General features: G+C 59.2%; 15 protein-coding genes, 1 tRNA gene and 1 pseudogene. 12 read left to right on the top strand and 5 right to left on the bottom strand.

Features of this window, described 5'->3' with window-relative positions; genetic code table 11:
- Window positions 1–37 precede the first annotated feature (37 nt).
- Window positions 38–1,399 carry a mechanosensitive ion channel gene (locus tag GKR99_15905; protein ID NKB28947.1) on the bottom strand — a complete coding sequence of 454 codons (1,362 nt, stop codon included), beginning with the start codon at window positions 1,397–1,399 and terminating at the stop codon, window positions 38–40.
- A 281-nt stretch (window positions 1,400–1,680) separates the two neighbouring features.
- Here GKR99_15905 and GKR99_15900 point away from each other — a divergent pair, with 281 nt between their 5' ends.
- The 8 genes and pseudogenes from GKR99_15900 to GKR99_15865 all read left to right on the top strand — a co-directional run bounded on the left by GKR99_15900 (window position 1,681) and on the right by GKR99_15865 (window position 8,608).
- Entirely contained in the window at window positions 1,681–1,767 is an 87-nt protein-coding gene (locus tag GKR99_15900; GenBank protein ID NKB28946.1) for a hypothetical protein, read from the top strand.
- 56 nt (window positions 1,768–1,823) lie between these two features.
- A complete protein-coding gene (gene leuC, locus GKR99_15895) occupies window positions 1,824–3,227 on the top strand; it encodes a 3-isopropylmalate dehydratase large subunit (protein NKB28945.1) in 1,404 nt (467 codons plus the stop codon).
- Window positions 3,228–3,317: 90 nt separating this feature from the next.
- Window positions 3,318–3,923, top strand: a complete 606-nt coding sequence (gene leuD / locus GKR99_15890; GenBank protein NKB28944.1) for a 3-isopropylmalate dehydratase small subunit — start codon at window positions 3,318–3,320, stop codon at window positions 3,921–3,923.
- 266 nt (window positions 3,924–4,189) lie between these two features.
- A pseudogene (locus GKR99_15885) lies at window positions 4,190–4,987 on the top strand (hypothetical protein).
- Window positions 4,903–6,135, top strand: coding sequence for an endonuclease/exonuclease/phosphatase family protein (locus GKR99_15880; protein NKB28943.1), 1,233 nt, complete (start codon window positions 4,903–4,905; stop codon window positions 6,133–6,135). The pseudogene GKR99_15885 and the gene GKR99_15880 overlap by 85 nt, the downstream one beginning before the upstream one ends.
- 136 nt (window positions 6,136–6,271) lie before the next feature.
- The gene (leuB, locus tag GKR99_15875) at window positions 6,272–7,381 is read left to right on the top strand and encodes a 3-isopropylmalate dehydrogenase (GenBank protein ID NKB28942.1); all 1,110 of its coding nucleotides are present in this window, start codon (window positions 6,272–6,274) and stop codon (window positions 7,379–7,381) included.
- Window positions 7,382–7,484: 103 nt separating this feature from the next.
- Complete coding sequence (locus GKR99_15870) at window positions 7,485–8,516, top strand: EamA family transporter (protein NKB28941.1); 1,032 nt, start codon at window positions 7,485–7,487, stop codon at window positions 8,514–8,516.
- A 15-nt stretch (window positions 8,517–8,531) separates the two neighbouring features.
- Window positions 8,532–8,608: transfer RNA gene (locus GKR99_15865), tRNA-Pro, on the top strand.
- A 446-nt stretch (window positions 8,609–9,054) separates the two neighbouring features.
- Here the strand turns inward: GKR99_15865 and GKR99_15860 are convergent.
- Both GKR99_15860 and GKR99_15855 read right to left on the bottom strand, forming a co-directional pair.
- Window positions 9,055–9,753 carry a hypothetical protein gene (locus GKR99_15860; GenBank protein NKB28940.1) on the bottom strand — a complete coding sequence of 233 codons (699 nt, stop codon included), beginning with the start codon at window positions 9,751–9,753 and terminating at the stop codon, window positions 9,055–9,057.
- A gap of 374 nt (window positions 9,754–10,127) precedes the next feature.
- Window positions 10,128–10,355 carry a hypothetical protein gene (locus GKR99_15855; GenBank protein ID NKB28939.1) on the bottom strand — a complete coding sequence of 76 codons (228 nt, stop codon included), beginning with the start codon at window positions 10,353–10,355 and terminating at the stop codon, window positions 10,128–10,130.
- Here GKR99_15855 and GKR99_15850 point away from each other — a divergent pair.
- Window positions 10,319–11,332 (top strand): alpha/beta fold hydrolase, encoded by a 1,014-nt coding sequence (locus GKR99_15850; GenBank protein NKB28938.1) that lies wholly within the window; start codon window positions 10,319–10,321, stop codon window positions 11,330–11,332. The genes GKR99_15855 and GKR99_15850 overlap by 37 nt on opposite strands.
- Before the next feature lie 96 nt (window positions 11,333–11,428).
- Here GKR99_15850 and GKR99_15845 read toward each other — a convergent pair whose 3' ends face one another.
- Window positions 11,429–11,572, bottom strand: coding sequence for a hypothetical protein (locus GKR99_15845; protein NKB28937.1), 144 nt, complete (start codon window positions 11,570–11,572; stop codon window positions 11,429–11,431).
- A gap of 180 nt (window positions 11,573–11,752) precedes the next feature.
- Between GKR99_15845 and GKR99_15840 the strand changes: the two genes are divergently transcribed.
- The gene (locus GKR99_15840; GenBank protein ID NKB28936.1) at window positions 11,753–12,088 is read left to right on the top strand and encodes an AMP-binding protein; all 336 of its coding nucleotides are present in this window, start codon (window positions 11,753–11,755) and stop codon (window positions 12,086–12,088) included.
- 39 nt (window positions 12,089–12,127) lie between these two features.
- Window positions 12,128–13,138, top strand: coding sequence for an AMP-binding protein (locus tag GKR99_15835; GenBank protein ID NKB28935.1), 1,011 nt, complete (start codon window positions 12,128–12,130; stop codon window positions 13,136–13,138).
- A gap of 12 nt (window positions 13,139–13,150) precedes the next feature.
- On the opposite strand, the gene GKR99_15830 is transcribed toward GKR99_15835, so the two are convergent.
- A protein-coding gene (locus GKR99_15830) for an IS630 family transposase (protein NKB28934.1) occupies window positions 13,151–14,109 on the bottom strand; the annotation gives its coding sequence in 2 pieces (ribosomal slippage) (window positions 13,151–13,765 and window positions 13,768–14,109; 957 coding nt in all).
- On the opposite strand from GKR99_15830, the gene GKR99_15825 reads away from it, so the two are divergent.
- Entirely contained in the window at window positions 14,108–14,269 is a 162-nt protein-coding gene (locus GKR99_15825) for a hypothetical protein (protein NKB28933.1), read from the top strand. The two genes, GKR99_15830 and GKR99_15825, sit on opposite strands and share 2 nt — an antisense overlap.
- Window positions 14,270–14,547 lie beyond the last annotated feature (278 nt).

Below are 14,547 nucleotides of genomic sequence, written 5' to 3'. Positions count from 1 at the left end.
AGATTTGCGCCACAGATCAATGCTGTCACAGGCGAAATCAGGCCGGGTTTTTCCCAGCGCCCGAAGACGTGGCCAGCGTGCTGCCCTCCAGCACTTTGACCTCGCGCTGCGGGAAGGGGATCGAAATACCGTGTTCCTGAAACGCATCCCAAAGCGCCAGATAGACATTGCCGCGAATATTGGTCAGCCCGCCGGTCGGATCGGTGATCCAGAACCGCAGGATGTAGTCAACGGAACTGTCGCCAAACCCGACGATATGACAAACTGTTGGCCTATGGCTGAGCACCCGGTCGCATTTCTGCGCCGCCTCGATCGCGATCCGGCGCACCGCGTGCGGATCGTCGTCATAGGCGGTCCCGAAATAAATATCGAGGCGCACGAACTGGTTCGAATGGGACCAGTTGACCACCTGCCCGGTGATCAGATCCTCGTTCGGGATCAGGTATTCCTTGCCGTCGCGGGTGACCACGCTGACATAGCGCGCGCCCAGCGCATTGATCCAGCCGAAAGTTTCGCCCAGCGAAATCACGTCGCCCGGCTTGATCGACTTGTCCAGCAGGATGATGATGCCAGACACCAGGTTCGACACCACCTTCTGCAATCCGAAACCCAGCCCCAGGCCGATGGCACCAGACAGCACCGCCAGCCCGGTCAGATCGAACCCGACCGCCTTCAAGCCAATGAAGAACGCACCACCATAAAGCGAGATTTGCAACGCCTTGGTGGTCAGAACCTGCATCGAGGGCGAGATTTCCTCGACCTGTTTGATGCGCCCTGACAAACTTTGCGAGACCAGCCGCGCCCCGACAAACAGCACGCCGGTCACCACCAGCGCTTTCAGAATTGCCAGCGCTGTCAGGCGAAAATCGCCGAATTTGATGGCGGCGCTGTCCAGTACGGCCGCCGCATCCTCGGTCAGGCCCAGGATATAAAGCGTGACCCAGATCCACAGCCCCCAGCGTACCATGGTCCGCAGCGCGCTGTTGCGGATCAACCGCGCCGCCAGCACCACGCCCAGCCAGCCCAGCGCCAAAGAGGCGGCGATGCCGATCAGATAACTGCGTGACGGCCAGGTCACCTCGCGCATCGCGGTGACAACGGCCCAGAGGACGATCACCAGGAAAATCAACCGCAGCCGGCGGTGAATGGTCAAAAGCACCCGCAGCCGCCACTTTGGCCAACCCTCCAGCGTGCGCATCCACGCGTGCATTTTCGGGCCAACCCAGCGGCGCAGCAATTCGGCGATCACAAAGCAGACGACAATGATGGCCAGCTGATACAACTGCCACGGCCGCAGCAGGCCTTGCGCGAACCCTTCAGCATCGCCTGCAAGGTCCATCAGCCGATCCAGAATTGGCGTCAGTGCCGGTTGCGCCTGTGCCTCGGTTGTCGGTTCCATTCTCGCGCTCCAGTGCCTGATGCCAATCTGCACGGGCTGGGGGCTGCGAACAAGGCATTCACCATGACATCGACGCGGCCTTGCGCGAATTTCTTTGAACCATCCGGCAACCCGGCGCGACCTATTCCCGAACAGCGCGCGCAAAGGAAGCAGAGCCTGCGCGCGCCAAAGACCCGGTTTCCACCTCCCACTCTGCCACCTTGCCCCGGACGCGCCCAGCGCCCGGGGCTTTTTTCTTCCCGGCTTGAGGTTGCGCAGCCACCGCTGTACACCTGCGCCCCATGACAGCGATATTCGATATGGATGACCGCGCCCGCCTGCCCTGGCGGTTTTTCGGCGCGACCTGTTCAGTCCTTGCACGGGGCTGACCTGCGCACGCCCGACGACACCTGATTTTTCGACATTCTGAACGGGAGTGGACCAAATGTCCCCCAAGACGCTCTATGATAAAATCTGGGACGACCATGTCGCCCATGAAGCCGACGACGGCACCTGCCTGTTGTATATTGACCGCCATCTGGTTCACGAAGTGACCAGCCCGCAGGCGTTCGAAGGGTTGCGGATGACGGGGCGCAAAGTGCGCGCTCCGGAAAAGACCATTGCCGTGCCGGACCACAACGTGCCCACAACGCCGGGGCGCGATGACCCCAAGAACATGACCGAAGACAGCGCCATTCAGGTTGCCGCGCTCGACAAGAACGCGCGTGATTTCGGCATCCATTACTACCCTGTCAGCGACGTCCGTCAGGGCATCGTCCACATCGTCGGGCCGGAACAGGGCTGGACCCTGCCGGGTACGACCGTGGTCTGCGGAGACAGCCACACGGCGACCCACGGGGCCTTTGGCGCACTGGCCCACGGCATCGGCACGTCCGAGGTGGAACACGTCCTGGCCACCCAGACGCTGATCCAGAAGAAATCGAAGAACATGAAGGTCGAGATCACCGGCAAACTGCGCCCCGGTGTAACGGCCAAGGACATCACGCTTTCGGTGATCGGTGAAACCGGTACCGCCGGCGGCACCGGATACGTGATCGAATATTGTGGCGAGGCGATCCGTGATCTGTCCATGGAAGGGCGGATGACAGTCTGCAACATGGCGATCGAAGGCGGGGCACGCGCCGGGCTGATCGCGCCGGACGAAAAGACGTTCGACTACGTCAAAGGTCGCCCGCACGCCCCGAAGGGCGCCGCGTGGGAGGCTGCGCTGACCTATTGGAAGACCCTGTTCACCGACGAAGGCGCGCATTTCGACAAGGTGCTGACGATCAAGGGCGAAGATATCGCCCCCGTCGTCACCTGGGGCACCAGCCCGGAAGATGTCCTGCCGATCACCGCGACAGTCCCCGCCCCGGGTGATTTCGAAGGTGGCAAGGTTGAGGCGGTGCAACGCTCGCTCGACTACATGGGGCTGACGCCTGGCACCCCGCTGAGTGAGATCGAGATCGACACCGTCTTTATCGGGTCGTGCACCAACGGTCGGATCGAAGACCTGCGCGCCGCCGCCGAGATCATGAAGGGCAAGAAGATCGCGGTGAAACGCGCCATGGTCGTGCCCGGTTCCGGCCTCGTGCGCGCCCAGGCTGAAGAAGAGGGTCTGGCCGATATCTTCAAAGAGGCCGGGTTCGAATGGCGGCTGGCAGGCTGTTCCATGTGCCTGGCGATGAACCCCGACCAACTGGCCCCGCAGGAACGCTGTGCGGCGACCTCCAACCGCAATTTCGAAGGCCGTCAGGGCCGGGGTGGGAGGACGCACCTCGTCTCACCGGGAATGGCCGCAGCGGCGGCGATTACCGGGCGGCTGACCGATGTACGCGAGGTGATGTGATGCGCGCGACACACACGCAAAACTCATATGCCGTTCATATGGCGATCATATGCCATTCACATCGCCAATTCCGGGCCGGAGGCCACTGACATGCAAAAATTCACAACCCTCACGGGCATCGCAGCCCCGATGCCCCTGATCAACGTCGACACCGACATGATCATCCCCAAGCAATTCCTGAAGACCATCAAACGCTCGGGCCTTGGGGCGAACCTGTTTGACGAGATGCGGTTTGACGATGACGGCAAAGAAATCCCCGGCTTCGTCCTCAATCAGCCCGCCTATCGCGAGGCCGAGATTCTGGTGGCAGGCGACAACTTCGGCTGTGGCTCATCCCGCGAACATGCGCCCTGGGCGCTGCTCGACTTCGGGATTCGCTGTGTCATCGCGCCCAGCTTTGCCGACATCTTCTACAACAACTGTTTCAAGAACGGGATTCTGCCGATCGCGCTGCCGCAGGACGTGGTCGACGTGTTGATGAAGGACGCAGAAAAGGGCGCGAACGCACGGATATCGGTCGATCTGGAGGCGCAGACCGTCACAACCTCGGACGGCGAGGTGGCGACCTTCGAGCTCGACTCGTTCAAAAAACACTGCCTTCTGAACGGCTTGGACGATATCGGCCTGACGATGGAAAAGGCGGCCTCGATCGATGCGTTTGAGGCACAGGCGCAGGCCGCCCGTCCCTGGGCCTGACCACAATATCTATCTCTGGTTGAAAAGGCGGCTACCAGGCCGCCTTTTTTCTGCTTTGTTGTTGATGCAAAGCCGCACCAGTTTTTCCCTCAAAGCGCCCCGATAAAAGGGGATAGATATCAGGTTGTTGCGTTTCGAAGTGAATGTTGGCAAGAATGTGGCAGGATTGAGGCAAGCTGTTGGCCGCCCTGCCCAGGCCAGCGGATTCATCTCGGAACAAGGGGACGGCATCGTATCGTCTTCGACCGGCATGAGGGGTGTAGGTGGTGATTATTCGGCTATTCGGGGCACTGGTCCGTGCGGCGTTCGTGATCTTGCTGATCGCGATGCCCTCGCTCTTGCTGACGAATTCTTCCGGTGAAGGCGCGGAAATCGTGGCGCTGGTGGCCATTTTCGGCGCGGCGCTGACACTGTTTGAATACGCGCCGGTCTATCCCTGCCTGATCGAGTTCCGTGACGCGCCTCCGTTCAACCGCATCCGCTTCTTGTGCCTGTTTGCGACCGTCCTGTTCCTGGCGCTGATCGTGCGTGGCTATAGCGATCCAACGCCGCTGACGGATCTGGTTCATGCAGTTGGCGCAGTCATCGGGCACAGCGTTGACTTCCCTTACAGTCCGGTGCGCCTGGTCACATTGCTGCTGCCTGAAAACGCAGACGCGGGACAAATCGCACTGGTGCGCAGTGCCGCTGGACTGAGCTTTCTTATCGGACTGCTATCGCTTGCGTTCTTTATCCTGTCGCTGCGCATCTATGGCTGGCCTGCGCGTTCCGGCAGCTTCAACGTCTGGATCAACCTGCCAACCTTCGACCCGACCGCTGGTGGCGATGTCGTCGAACGGTTGGAGCGTGACGCAAGATTCAACATCGCTGCCGGTTTTCTGCTACCATTCCTGATGCCGGCCATCATGCGCTCGGCCGCCGATCTGTTTGGTTCGGTGTCACTGGACAATCCGCAGTCATTGATTTGGATTATTGCTGCATGGGCCTTTTTTCCGGTTTCTCTGTTCATGCGCGGCATCGCGATGGGGCGCATTGCGGCAATGATCGAGGGCAAACGCCGCCAGACAAGCCTTGCCGAAGAAAGCATCATGCAAGCCGCCTGATCGCTGTTGCAGCGCTGGTCGTCTGGCCCGGTGTCGCGGCTGCAGAAACGCTGCGATTTGCAACTTTCAATACCGACCTGAGCCGCCGTGGCCCCGGCCTGCTTCTGCGAGACATTGAGCGCAAAGACGATCCGCAGATCGACGCCGTAGTCGCAATCATCGCGGACGTATCCCCCGATGTGCTGCTTCTGACGGGGCTTGATTGGGATCTGGACGGATTGGCGCTGGCGGCCCTGGCCGAGGCCCTGGCAACCGCCGGAACGAATTATCCGCATCGCTTTGCGCCGCGTCCCAATTCCGGCCTGATGACGGACGTCGATCTGGATGGAGATGGCCGTTATGGCGGCCCGCGCGATGCGCAGGGATTCGGGCGTTTCACCGGCGAAGGCGCAATGGCCCTGCTGTCGCGCTGGCCAATCGACAACGGTGCAGTCCGGAATTTCTCGGGTCTTTTGTGGCAGGATCTGCCCGGCGCCACGCTGCCTGTGCGGGGTGGAAAACCATTCCCCTCGGCTCGGGCGCAATCGGTTCAACGCCTGTCATCGGTGGGTCACTGGGGCGTGCCGGTGGCGGTGCCGGGCGGGCCGGTCTGGGTTCTGGGGTTTCACGCCACGCCACCCGTTTTTGACGGCGCTGAGGATCGCAACGGGTTGCGTAACCGGGATGAGGCTGCCCTGTGGCTGCGCTGGCTTGACGGCACATTGGCACCGCCGCCACCGCAGGGGCCGCTTGTACTGATGGGCGATGCGAACCTTGACCCCGTTGATGGCGACGGTCTGCCCGGGGCTTTGAACGCATTGTTGAACCATGACCGCTTGTACGACCCGAAGCCCGCATCGACCGGCGGCGCTGAAGCCGCGCGGCGACAAGGCGGCGCAAACACGGATCATGCCGGTGACCCGGCACTGGACACGGTGGACTGGCCCGATGCCTCGGACTCTGGCCGTAATGCCCCGGGAAATCTGCGCGTTGATTATGTGCTGCCGTCGCGCGACCTGACAGTACGCGACGCCGGAGTTTTTTGGCCCGAGGATCCGACGGCATTGGCCCGGGCCGATGCAGCCTCGCGCCACCGCCTGGTCTGGGTTGACGTTGAAATCCCCGACTGACCTGCCGCCTGCTGTGGACCGAGCGCCGCTCGCAGGGTTCGACCACTCCACCTGCCCCCAGATCGCACACGCGCTTGACCCTCAACAGCCCGCGCGCTAGGCCGCGACAAACCTCAACCCGCCCGGAGAATGCCCCATGTCGACCCCGTCCCTGTTGATCCTTGCCGGTGACGGCATCGGCCCCGAAGTCATGACGCAGGTGCGTCGCGTGATCGACTGGATGGGCGACAAGCGCGGGTTGAAATTCAACGTCTCGGAAGACCTGGTCGGCGGGGCCGCCTATGACGCGCATGGCACGCCGCTAACCGACGACACAATGGCCCGCGCGCAGGCTGCCGATGCGGTTCTTCTGGGCGCAGTTGGTGGCCCGAAATATGACGATCTGGATTTTTCGGTCAAACCGGAACGCGGCCTCCTGCGCCTGCGCAAAGAAATGGACCTTTATGCCAACCTGCGCCCGGCACAGTGTTTCGATGCGCTGGCGGATGCCTCCAGCCTGAAGCGCGAGGTTGTCGCGGGCCTCGACATCATGATCGTGCGTGAGTTGACCAGCGGCATCTATTTCGGCGAACCACGCGGCATTATCGACGATAACGAAGGGGGCCGGATCGGCATCAACACCCAGCGTTACACCACCGACGAAATTCGCCGCGTCGCACGTTCGGCTTTTGAGCTGGCGCGGCGGCGTGGCAACAAAGTCTGCTCGATGGAGAAGGCCAATGTGATGGAATCGGGCATCCTGTGGCGCGAAGAAGTCACCTGGGTCCACGAAAACGAATATCAGGACGTCGAACTGTCCCATATGTATGCCGACGCGGGCGCAATGCAGCTTTGCCGCTGGCCCAAGCAATTCGATGTCATCGTCACCGACAACCTGTTCGGCGACTTGCTGAGCGACGCCGCCGCGATGCTGACCGGCAGCCTTGGCATGTTGCCATCTGCCAGCCTGGGCGCACCGAACGAAGCGGGTCGGCCCAAGGCGCTTTATGAACCGGTGCATGGCTCGGCCCCCGATATCGCCGGGACCGGCAAGGCCAACCCGATTGCCTGTATCCTCAGCTATGCCATGTCGCTGCGCTATTCCTTCGACCAGGGCGACGAAGCAGCGCGGATCGAAAAGGCGGTCGAGGCGGTTCTGGCAAGCGGCGCCCGCACGGCAGACCTGCTTGGACCAGAGGGCGGCGAGGCGGTGTCCACGACAGAAATGGGCGACCGGATTCTGGCCGCGCTGGATGCCAGCCTCTGAGCGTTGCAAAGCGCGCACGTCGGCATTGCAGGCTTATGCGTTGAATCCGGTGCCGGACCTGCGCCACATGGGGTGATCTTTGCCACCGCATGGGAATGCCCGAATGCCGTCGCCTGAGAAATCCAACGGAAAAGCCGCGTTGATGGCGCTGGCCGGATTCGCGTTCTTTGCCAGCCATGATGTGCTGGTCAAACTGCTTGGCGGTACTTATTCGCCATTTCAGATCGTGTTTTTCAGCGGGCTTCTGTCCTTTCCACTGGTCACGATCATGCTGATGCGCGACGCCACGCCCGGCACGCTGCGCCCGGTTCACCCATGGTGGACGGCATTGCGAACCGGGGCGCCAGTCATCACAGGCGTCTGCGCTTTCTACGCCTTTTCGGTCCTGCCGTTGGCGCAGGCCTATGCGATCCTGTTCGCCGCACCGCTTCTGATCACGATTCTGGCGATCCCGATCCTGGGCGAAACCGTGCGGTTGCGGCGATGGCTGGCGGTGCTGGCGGGTCTGACCGGCGTTCTGATCGTCCTGCGCCCGGGCCAGACCGACCTGACCCTGGGCCATCTGGCAGCGCTGACTGCCGCGGTAACTAGTGCGCTAGCCTCGGTCATCATGCGCCGGATCGGCAATGATGAGCGTAGCGCTGTGCTGCTGATCTATCCCATGGTCGCCACGTTCTTCGTCATGGCCGGGGCACTGCCGGTGGTCTATCAGCCGATGCCGGTTGCGCACCTCGGCATACTCGGGCTGATCGCCGCACTGGCCCATATCGCCATGCGCTTCATGATCCGTGCCTACCAGTTGGGCGAAGCCGCCATCGTCGCGCCGATGCAATATTCCCAGATCATCTGGGCGACAGGCTTTGGCATCCTGTTCTTCAACGAGGTTCCCGACCTGCCCACCGCAATCGGAGCCGGAGTTATCATCGCCAGCGGCCTCTACATCGTATTCCGCGAAAGCCGCCCGGGCCGTTCGCAAACCACACCGGTCCTGCGCACGCGGGGCCGCCTTGAAACCGGCACGATGCCGCGTGTGTCATCGATCCTCAGAATGCGCGGCATCCTGGCCACCCGCCCGATGGCCCCACCAGCGCCCCACCCAAACGGGGGCCTTGCAAAGCCCCCGACGAACCAGTAACCCGCCCGTCACGGTCGGAGTGTAGCTCAGCTTGGTAGAGCACTGCCTTCGGGAGGCAGGGGTCGGAGGTTCGAATCCTCTCACTCCGACCAATGGTTTCAGATAGTTATGAAGCATTCTGGCAAAAAACTATCCTCGCTATGTCCTCCTCGTTTCAAAGCGCCTTTGGTCTTGTGAGAGCCACAATAGAATCTCAGAATTCCTAATTGGCTGAATGTTGCGGGTCTCGCCTTGGCAGGGATTACTGTTCTGGAGGCCGACCTGACACATCACAGTCCAAAGTTGAAACGCGGATGCCACCGGCATCGGCCGTCAATGCCGGAAGCACGGGACAGAGCTGCCGTTTCTTGTGATTTCGCCAGCCGCAGCCACGTGCGCGCTTGAAAATCTGGCCCAAAAAACCGTGTTTGAACGTTGTCGCTCAAGACGGTGCACTTTGCGCTTGATCCCTCCTTCGAACGAAAGCTCAAGATGATCGTCAAATCACAGAGAAAATCCAATAGAATGGGCTCATTAAACTGACTGAGAAAGACAGCCCTTAGTCAAATGTGAATTGGAAAAGATCGATCTCGCGGGCGTTGCGTTTGCGCACTAATTCTATGGTTTCATCTGAATATAGTTCACGGTAATCCCGCGTCGTTGGCTTGCGATACGCACCCTTTGCCCTTGGCAATGTTGGCAGGTTCGGAACCTTCAGGGTGTTTACAAATGCCCGAAAATCTTCTTCCAGGGTCTCATACCGCATCATGATATCAAACACTGGTACACCATTGATCGAATAAATCTCGAATGTTTTCCGTTCGGGGCGGCGCACAGATCGCCGTACGAATTTGTCAAAGTTGGGTGGGGTCGGGTCGTTTCGTGTAGCCCAATAATATAGGGAAACTTCGCGATCCCACGGGTTTCTCACTATCGAGACCTTTGTGTACGCATCGAATTTCCCTGGATTCATGGATTTGCGCACCCAGGTGGCGTTCATGTGCTGGTGGTAAGCCAGCCCAACGCGCGACGGTCTTCTACCCAACCGCGCCTGAACGCGGGCATGCAAAGGTACATAAGCTTCTGGAACTTCAATGTTTCGGGGTCCGCTGCCACGTCCGAAATCCATGTCCTCCGCAGGTAACGCCGTGACTACATCCTCTGGGCCACAGATTTCCGACAACGCGAGCTGGACACTGGACCCTCCCGTTTTTTGCGTCTTGAGGAAGATGAATTTATGCGCGTGGGAGATGATCATAGCGTCTTTGTCTTCGTTAGCGCCTCGCGCCTACCAGAATCCTGCTTCGCTGCACAGTCGAAGTTTCTGGATTCAATGCGCATTCCGGTGTCTTATGAGGGTACAACAAGGCAAAAAACTCCTTGTCGCGCGGGCTTCGTTGACAGACGCGACTCGGGCTTGTTAGGCCACCGCTGACCACCAAATAGAAGAGGCGTAGTTCGTGAATCGCATGTCAGAAATCGAAGGGTCTGAACACGGCGGCGATCCACGGCAAACTCTGCTCCGGGCAGAGCCGATTGTGTTGAAAAACTCCGTTTTAGGGCCTGAACGATGATTTTTCTTTCCATGCAGCCCGATCCTAAATTTTTGGCGCGGGGGTCGGCCCAAATCGCCTACATGCGCTCACGCGCAGCCATGCGCTGTCTCGTGGTCAAAGCTTTCCGACTATTTCGCTTCATAGGTTTTCGCAAGAAATCCGCGACGCTCTGATTTCGGAGTTTTTCAACACAATCAGCCGGAATCGGCGCTCCAGCGCAATTTGTGCACAGCGTTTTGCCAGGCTCTGTCCCTCTCCGAAGTCGGGATGGATGATGATTTTTTCGACCTGGGTGGAGATTCACTTAACGGTGAGACGCTGGCGCTGCTGCTGACGCAAGTGCTTGGCACAAACTTTCCGATTGCTTCCCTTTTGGAGTGTTCCACACCGCGTTTGATCGAAAGACAGTTCGCCGCTTCCGCGCCACAGGAACCAAAGACAGTTGCCGACACAGTGCCGTTCTTCCTGGTCCATGGGAAGGGCGGATATACGTTCCTGCGCCCTGACTTTTTGAACGGCCTCGCCAAGGGTCGCAAAATGGTTGTGTTCGAGCTGCCAGGGCTACGCGATCAACGCAAGACACCACACCGGATAGAAGGCATCGCCAAGGCCTATGTCACGCAGCTGCTGGAAGCGTATCCCGCAGGCCCAATTTTCCTGGCTTCGTTTTGTGCGGGTGGTTTGGTGGCAATAGAGATGGCACATCAACTGCGTGCACTTGGGCGACCTGCTGAACATATTGTTTTGGTGGATCCGGGAACGCCAAACGAAATGATCCTGCGACACGAAGGAAAGACGGATTCGATCCTCCGCCGCATCACACTCGCACCAGTCACCGGGCGTTTTTCAGGGCGCGTTGCGCCAGCGGATTTCGAAGATGACAGACTATTTGAATATCGTGTCAAAGCGTCGACGCGCCGCAGGCGGATCAGGCTGGCGATGCAGAAACTTCGTCGCACTTCGACGAAAAGATCACCGCTGAGGGCTTTCAGTATCGACGCGAAAGCACGTTTGTCGGCAAGTTACCGGCATTATTGGACCAGGCCGCTTGCCCAGCGTGTCGATGTGATCTGCTCTCGCCGCAGGATGCCGGGATTCACAATCCCCGGTGGCCTCTGGTCATGGATGATACCGGAATGTTCTTTTCATCCGATGTTTGAAGAGCACAAGAATATCGCATCGCGCGATACAGCGGAACTACTTGAGGACATCTTCGCAAGGGCATCCGTCGCACCATCGTCGACGCCGTCATCGGGTCAGGCCGTAAGCCAAGTGGGCTGATTGTGTTGAAAAACTCCGTTTTAGGGCCTGAACGATGATTTTTCTTTCCATGCAGCCCGATCCTAAATTTTTGGCGCGGGGGTCGGCCCAAATCGCCTACATGCGCTCACGCGCAGCCATGCGCTGTCTCGTGGTCAAAGCTTTCCGACTATTTCGCTTCATAGGTTTTCGCAAGAAATCCGCGACGCTCTGATTTCGGAGTTTTTCAACACAATCGGCTGAATGGAGATTTTCACGCAATTGATCCCGGTTGGGGCCTGACGTTGACTGCGTCAAACTGCGCCTTTGATGCCGTCTGTTCGTAGTGTTCCGGCGTTCAAAGAACCCTCTGACCACCGCCAAATGGCATTGGCCGAAATCTAAAATGGACGCCGGTACTAAATGATCGCTCTTCGCCCGAACGAGACCATGGGTCATTAAATCTTCCGCCAGCTTCTGGCCCATGATGATCGTGTGTTGATCTTTGCCGGATCCGAAACCTTGTCGGGGGCTGAGATTGCGACACAGGCGGCTTCGGTCGCGGGCGCGCTCACAGACCTTGGGGTGCGTGCGGGTGATGTGGTGTTGATTTCGCGCCGCGACCCTGTCGAAACTCTACTAGCCTTTCTTGCGACATGGTACATTGGGGCATCGCCCATTGTTTCAGACTTTAGAACACCCGCACCCGAAATTGTGCGCCTGGCGCAAGCAGCAGGAGCGCATCTGAGCGTTGTTCAACGCAACCTCGGCTCGGATGCGGTGGCGCATTCACTTTGAGAGGAAAGCTGGCGGTCTGGCCCAGCGCCAGCCAACGGTATTGGAAGCGATCCTTCGGCGCTGAACGCACCTGCGATATTGGGACAAACCTCGGGAACGACCGGTCAGCCCAAAATCGTACCGCATCATCAGCACCTTTACGCAGAGCGGTTGCGCATTCGCGCCGCTGCGCAGGCGCGAGGGGCCGGCAAGCTGTTGATTGCCACGTCGTTGCAATTTCACCCGACTTTGGCGGCGGCGATAATCAATTTGATTATTGGTGACCCGGTGCAGTTCCACCCGATTCTGTTTACACCAGACAGCCTGACCGAGATTATCCTGTCCAGTCGCGCAAGAACCATTTTGCTGCCTCCGCCGATCATTCGTCGGCTGGTGCACCACGTCGGGCCGCGTGACACGCCATTGTTTGCAGACTTGAAAGTCCTTCGGAGTGTCGGTGGCCCGGCATCGCCAGAGGATAAGATCGCCGCCTACAAACATCTTTCGCCAGGTTATACAATGGCTTATTCCAGCAATCAGTCCGGCATGGTCGCTGTTCTGCAGGGCCCGGATGTGTTGGCCCGCCCCGAGACCACCGGGCGCATACTTGATAGTGTTTTGGTCGAAGCGCTTGACGATGAGGGCCAGGTCCTTCCAATCGGTGTTCCAGGCCAGTTGCGCATTTCGTCCAGAACTGTCGCTCAAACCAATTATCAACAGTTGGGCACGACCACGGGCAATGTTGAGGCTCTCAGAACAGGAATGTCCATGCCCGGCGATGTCGGATTTGTCGACTCCCAGGGATTCCTGACCATCCAAGGTCGCCAGGACGACGTAATTCTGCGTGGCGGTGTGAACGTATCCGTCGAACAGCTGGAAAGGATGATCATGCAATGCCAGGTTGTCGAGGATGTCGCCGCTGTGGTGGGATCGGTGAGTGGTGATCAGGTTCTGCGGCACTGCGTCGCCACGATCCCGGTTGAGAAGCGGCCGCGTAAGGTACCGTCTTTGCCCTACAGCATCGTCGGCAAATTGTTACGGCGCAAGATAGACCCCGCGGTATTTGACTAAAGCGTTTCGACATTAACCTGAGACATATCCGGCGGCCTTAAAGTAGTTCCAGCATTCTACTGGGTCGTAGAGATCGCAGATTGCTCCGATTGCTTCGAAGACCTGGGTAAAGGACCTGGCCCCGATCCGTCGCAAATGGGCTTTCAGTTTAGAGAAGGCCTGCTCGATGGGATTCAGGTCGGGCGAGTACGGTGGCAGGTAAAGGAACCAGCAGCCGTGATTGCGTAAAGCCTGCGTCGCCTCCTTATTCCGGTGGGTTGCCAGGTTGTCGAGAATGACGACAGTGCCGGGGTTGATCTCGGGGACCAGCACTTCGCGGATGTAGGCCGCGAAGGCGGGGCCATCTATCGCTCCCTTGATGACCCAAGGTGCGATCAGCGCGCCTTGGGTCAGGCCCGCGATCAAGGTTTGGGTTCCCCAGCTTCCGAAGGGCGCATCCATCGTCAGGCGCTTACCGCGCTTGGCTCTGCCGCGTAGGCGCGTGAGGTTTGTCTTCACTGCGGTTTCGTCAATAAAGACAACGCGCTCAGGAAAGGTCGCAATGGCTGGCGAGCGGTATCTGAACCAGTCGGCCCGTTGCTGCCTTACCTTGGCGCGGCGGCGCTCGGTTGCGACCAGCGACTTTTTTTGTACGTGAAGCCGAGCCGGGACAGAAGGTTGGCGATGGAGGAGTGATGCACCCGCACACCCTCTGCATCGGCCAGCGCATTACGCAACTCAAAGAGCGTGATGTCAGGGTCTTGTGCGATCAACTCCTCAAAGAATTCCCGATGCGGAGCCAGCTTTCCCTTGCCGCGCGGCGGTCCCTGCCGGGCAGGTTCCGCATGACCCTTCATCCTCACCTGACGCGCCCACCGCGCGCCTGTGGCAGGCGACAGCTTCAACCGCAACGCCGCCGCGCGCCCGCTCAACCCTTCTTCAATGTATCTCTGAAACCGTATCCGAAGCGCAGATGGCAAAGGTGCTGACATGATCCATCCTCCCAAACAGGATGAATCACAGATCAGGTCTGATTGTGTTGAAAAACTCCGAAATCAGAGCGTCGCGGATTTCTTGCGAAAACCTATGAAGCGAAATAGTCGGAAAGCTTTGACCACGAGACAGCGCATGGCTGCGCGTGAGCGCATGTAGGCGATTTGGGCCGACCCCCGCGCCAAAAATTTAGGATCGGGCTGCATGGAAAGAAAAATCATCGTTCAGGCCCTAAAACGGAGTTTTTCAACACAATCGTCTCAAGGGAATCCCTCGCGATTCAGGTTCAAGCCGAAACGCTTTAGCTTCCAAGCTCGCCCATTGCACAGTCTCAGCGGCAGACGCGCGAAAAGCCAGGTGACTGCGTCGGGTTGGCCGTCTCGGTTTTGCGAATAAGTAGCGAAAGCGGATAGGTCAGGTGCAAAGGTCTCTGGTTT

The organism is Paracoccaceae bacterium (genome assembly GCA_012103375.1).
In the GTDB taxonomy this organism is placed as follows: domain Bacteria; phylum Pseudomonadota; class Alphaproteobacteria; order Rhodobacterales; family Rhodobacteraceae; genus WLWX01.
The sequence above is the reverse complement of the archived record's forward strand: the minus strand, read 5'-3'. Positions and strand labels throughout refer to the sequence as shown.

Coding starts and splice junctions, on each gene's coding strand:
- GKR99_15825 (NKB28933.1), top strand. CDS start 14,108: ATGATCCATCCTCCCAAACAGGATGAATCACAGATCAGGTCTGATTGT.
- GKR99_15900 (NKB28946.1), top strand. CDS start 1,681: ATGACAGCGATATTCGATATGGATGACCGCGCCCGCCTGCCCTGGCGG.
- leuD (NKB28944.1), top strand. CDS start 3,318: ATGCAAAAATTCACAACCCTCACGGGCATCGCAGCCCCGATGCCCCTG.
- GKR99_15880 (NKB28943.1), top strand. CDS start 4,903: ATGGGCCTTTTTTCCGGTTTCTCTGTTCATGCGCGGCATCGCGATGGG.
- GKR99_15850 (NKB28938.1), top strand. CDS start 10,319: ATGGATGATGATTTTTTCGACCTGGGTGGAGATTCACTTAACGGTGAG.
- leuC (NKB28945.1), top strand. CDS start 1,824: ATGTCCCCCAAGACGCTCTATGATAAAATCTGGGACGACCATGTCGCC.
- GKR99_15905 (NKB28947.1), bottom strand. CDS start 1,399: ATGGAACCGACAACCGAGGCACAGGCGCAACCGGCACTGACGCCAATT.
- GKR99_15870 (NKB28941.1), top strand. CDS start 7,485: ATGCCGTCGCCTGAGAAATCCAACGGAAAAGCCGCGTTGATGGCGCTG.
- leuB (NKB28942.1), top strand. CDS start 6,272: ATGTCGACCCCGTCCCTGTTGATCCTTGCCGGTGACGGCATCGGCCCC.
- GKR99_15860 (NKB28940.1), bottom strand. CDS start 9,753: ATGATCATCTCCCACGCGCATAAATTCATCTTCCTCAAGACGCAAAAA.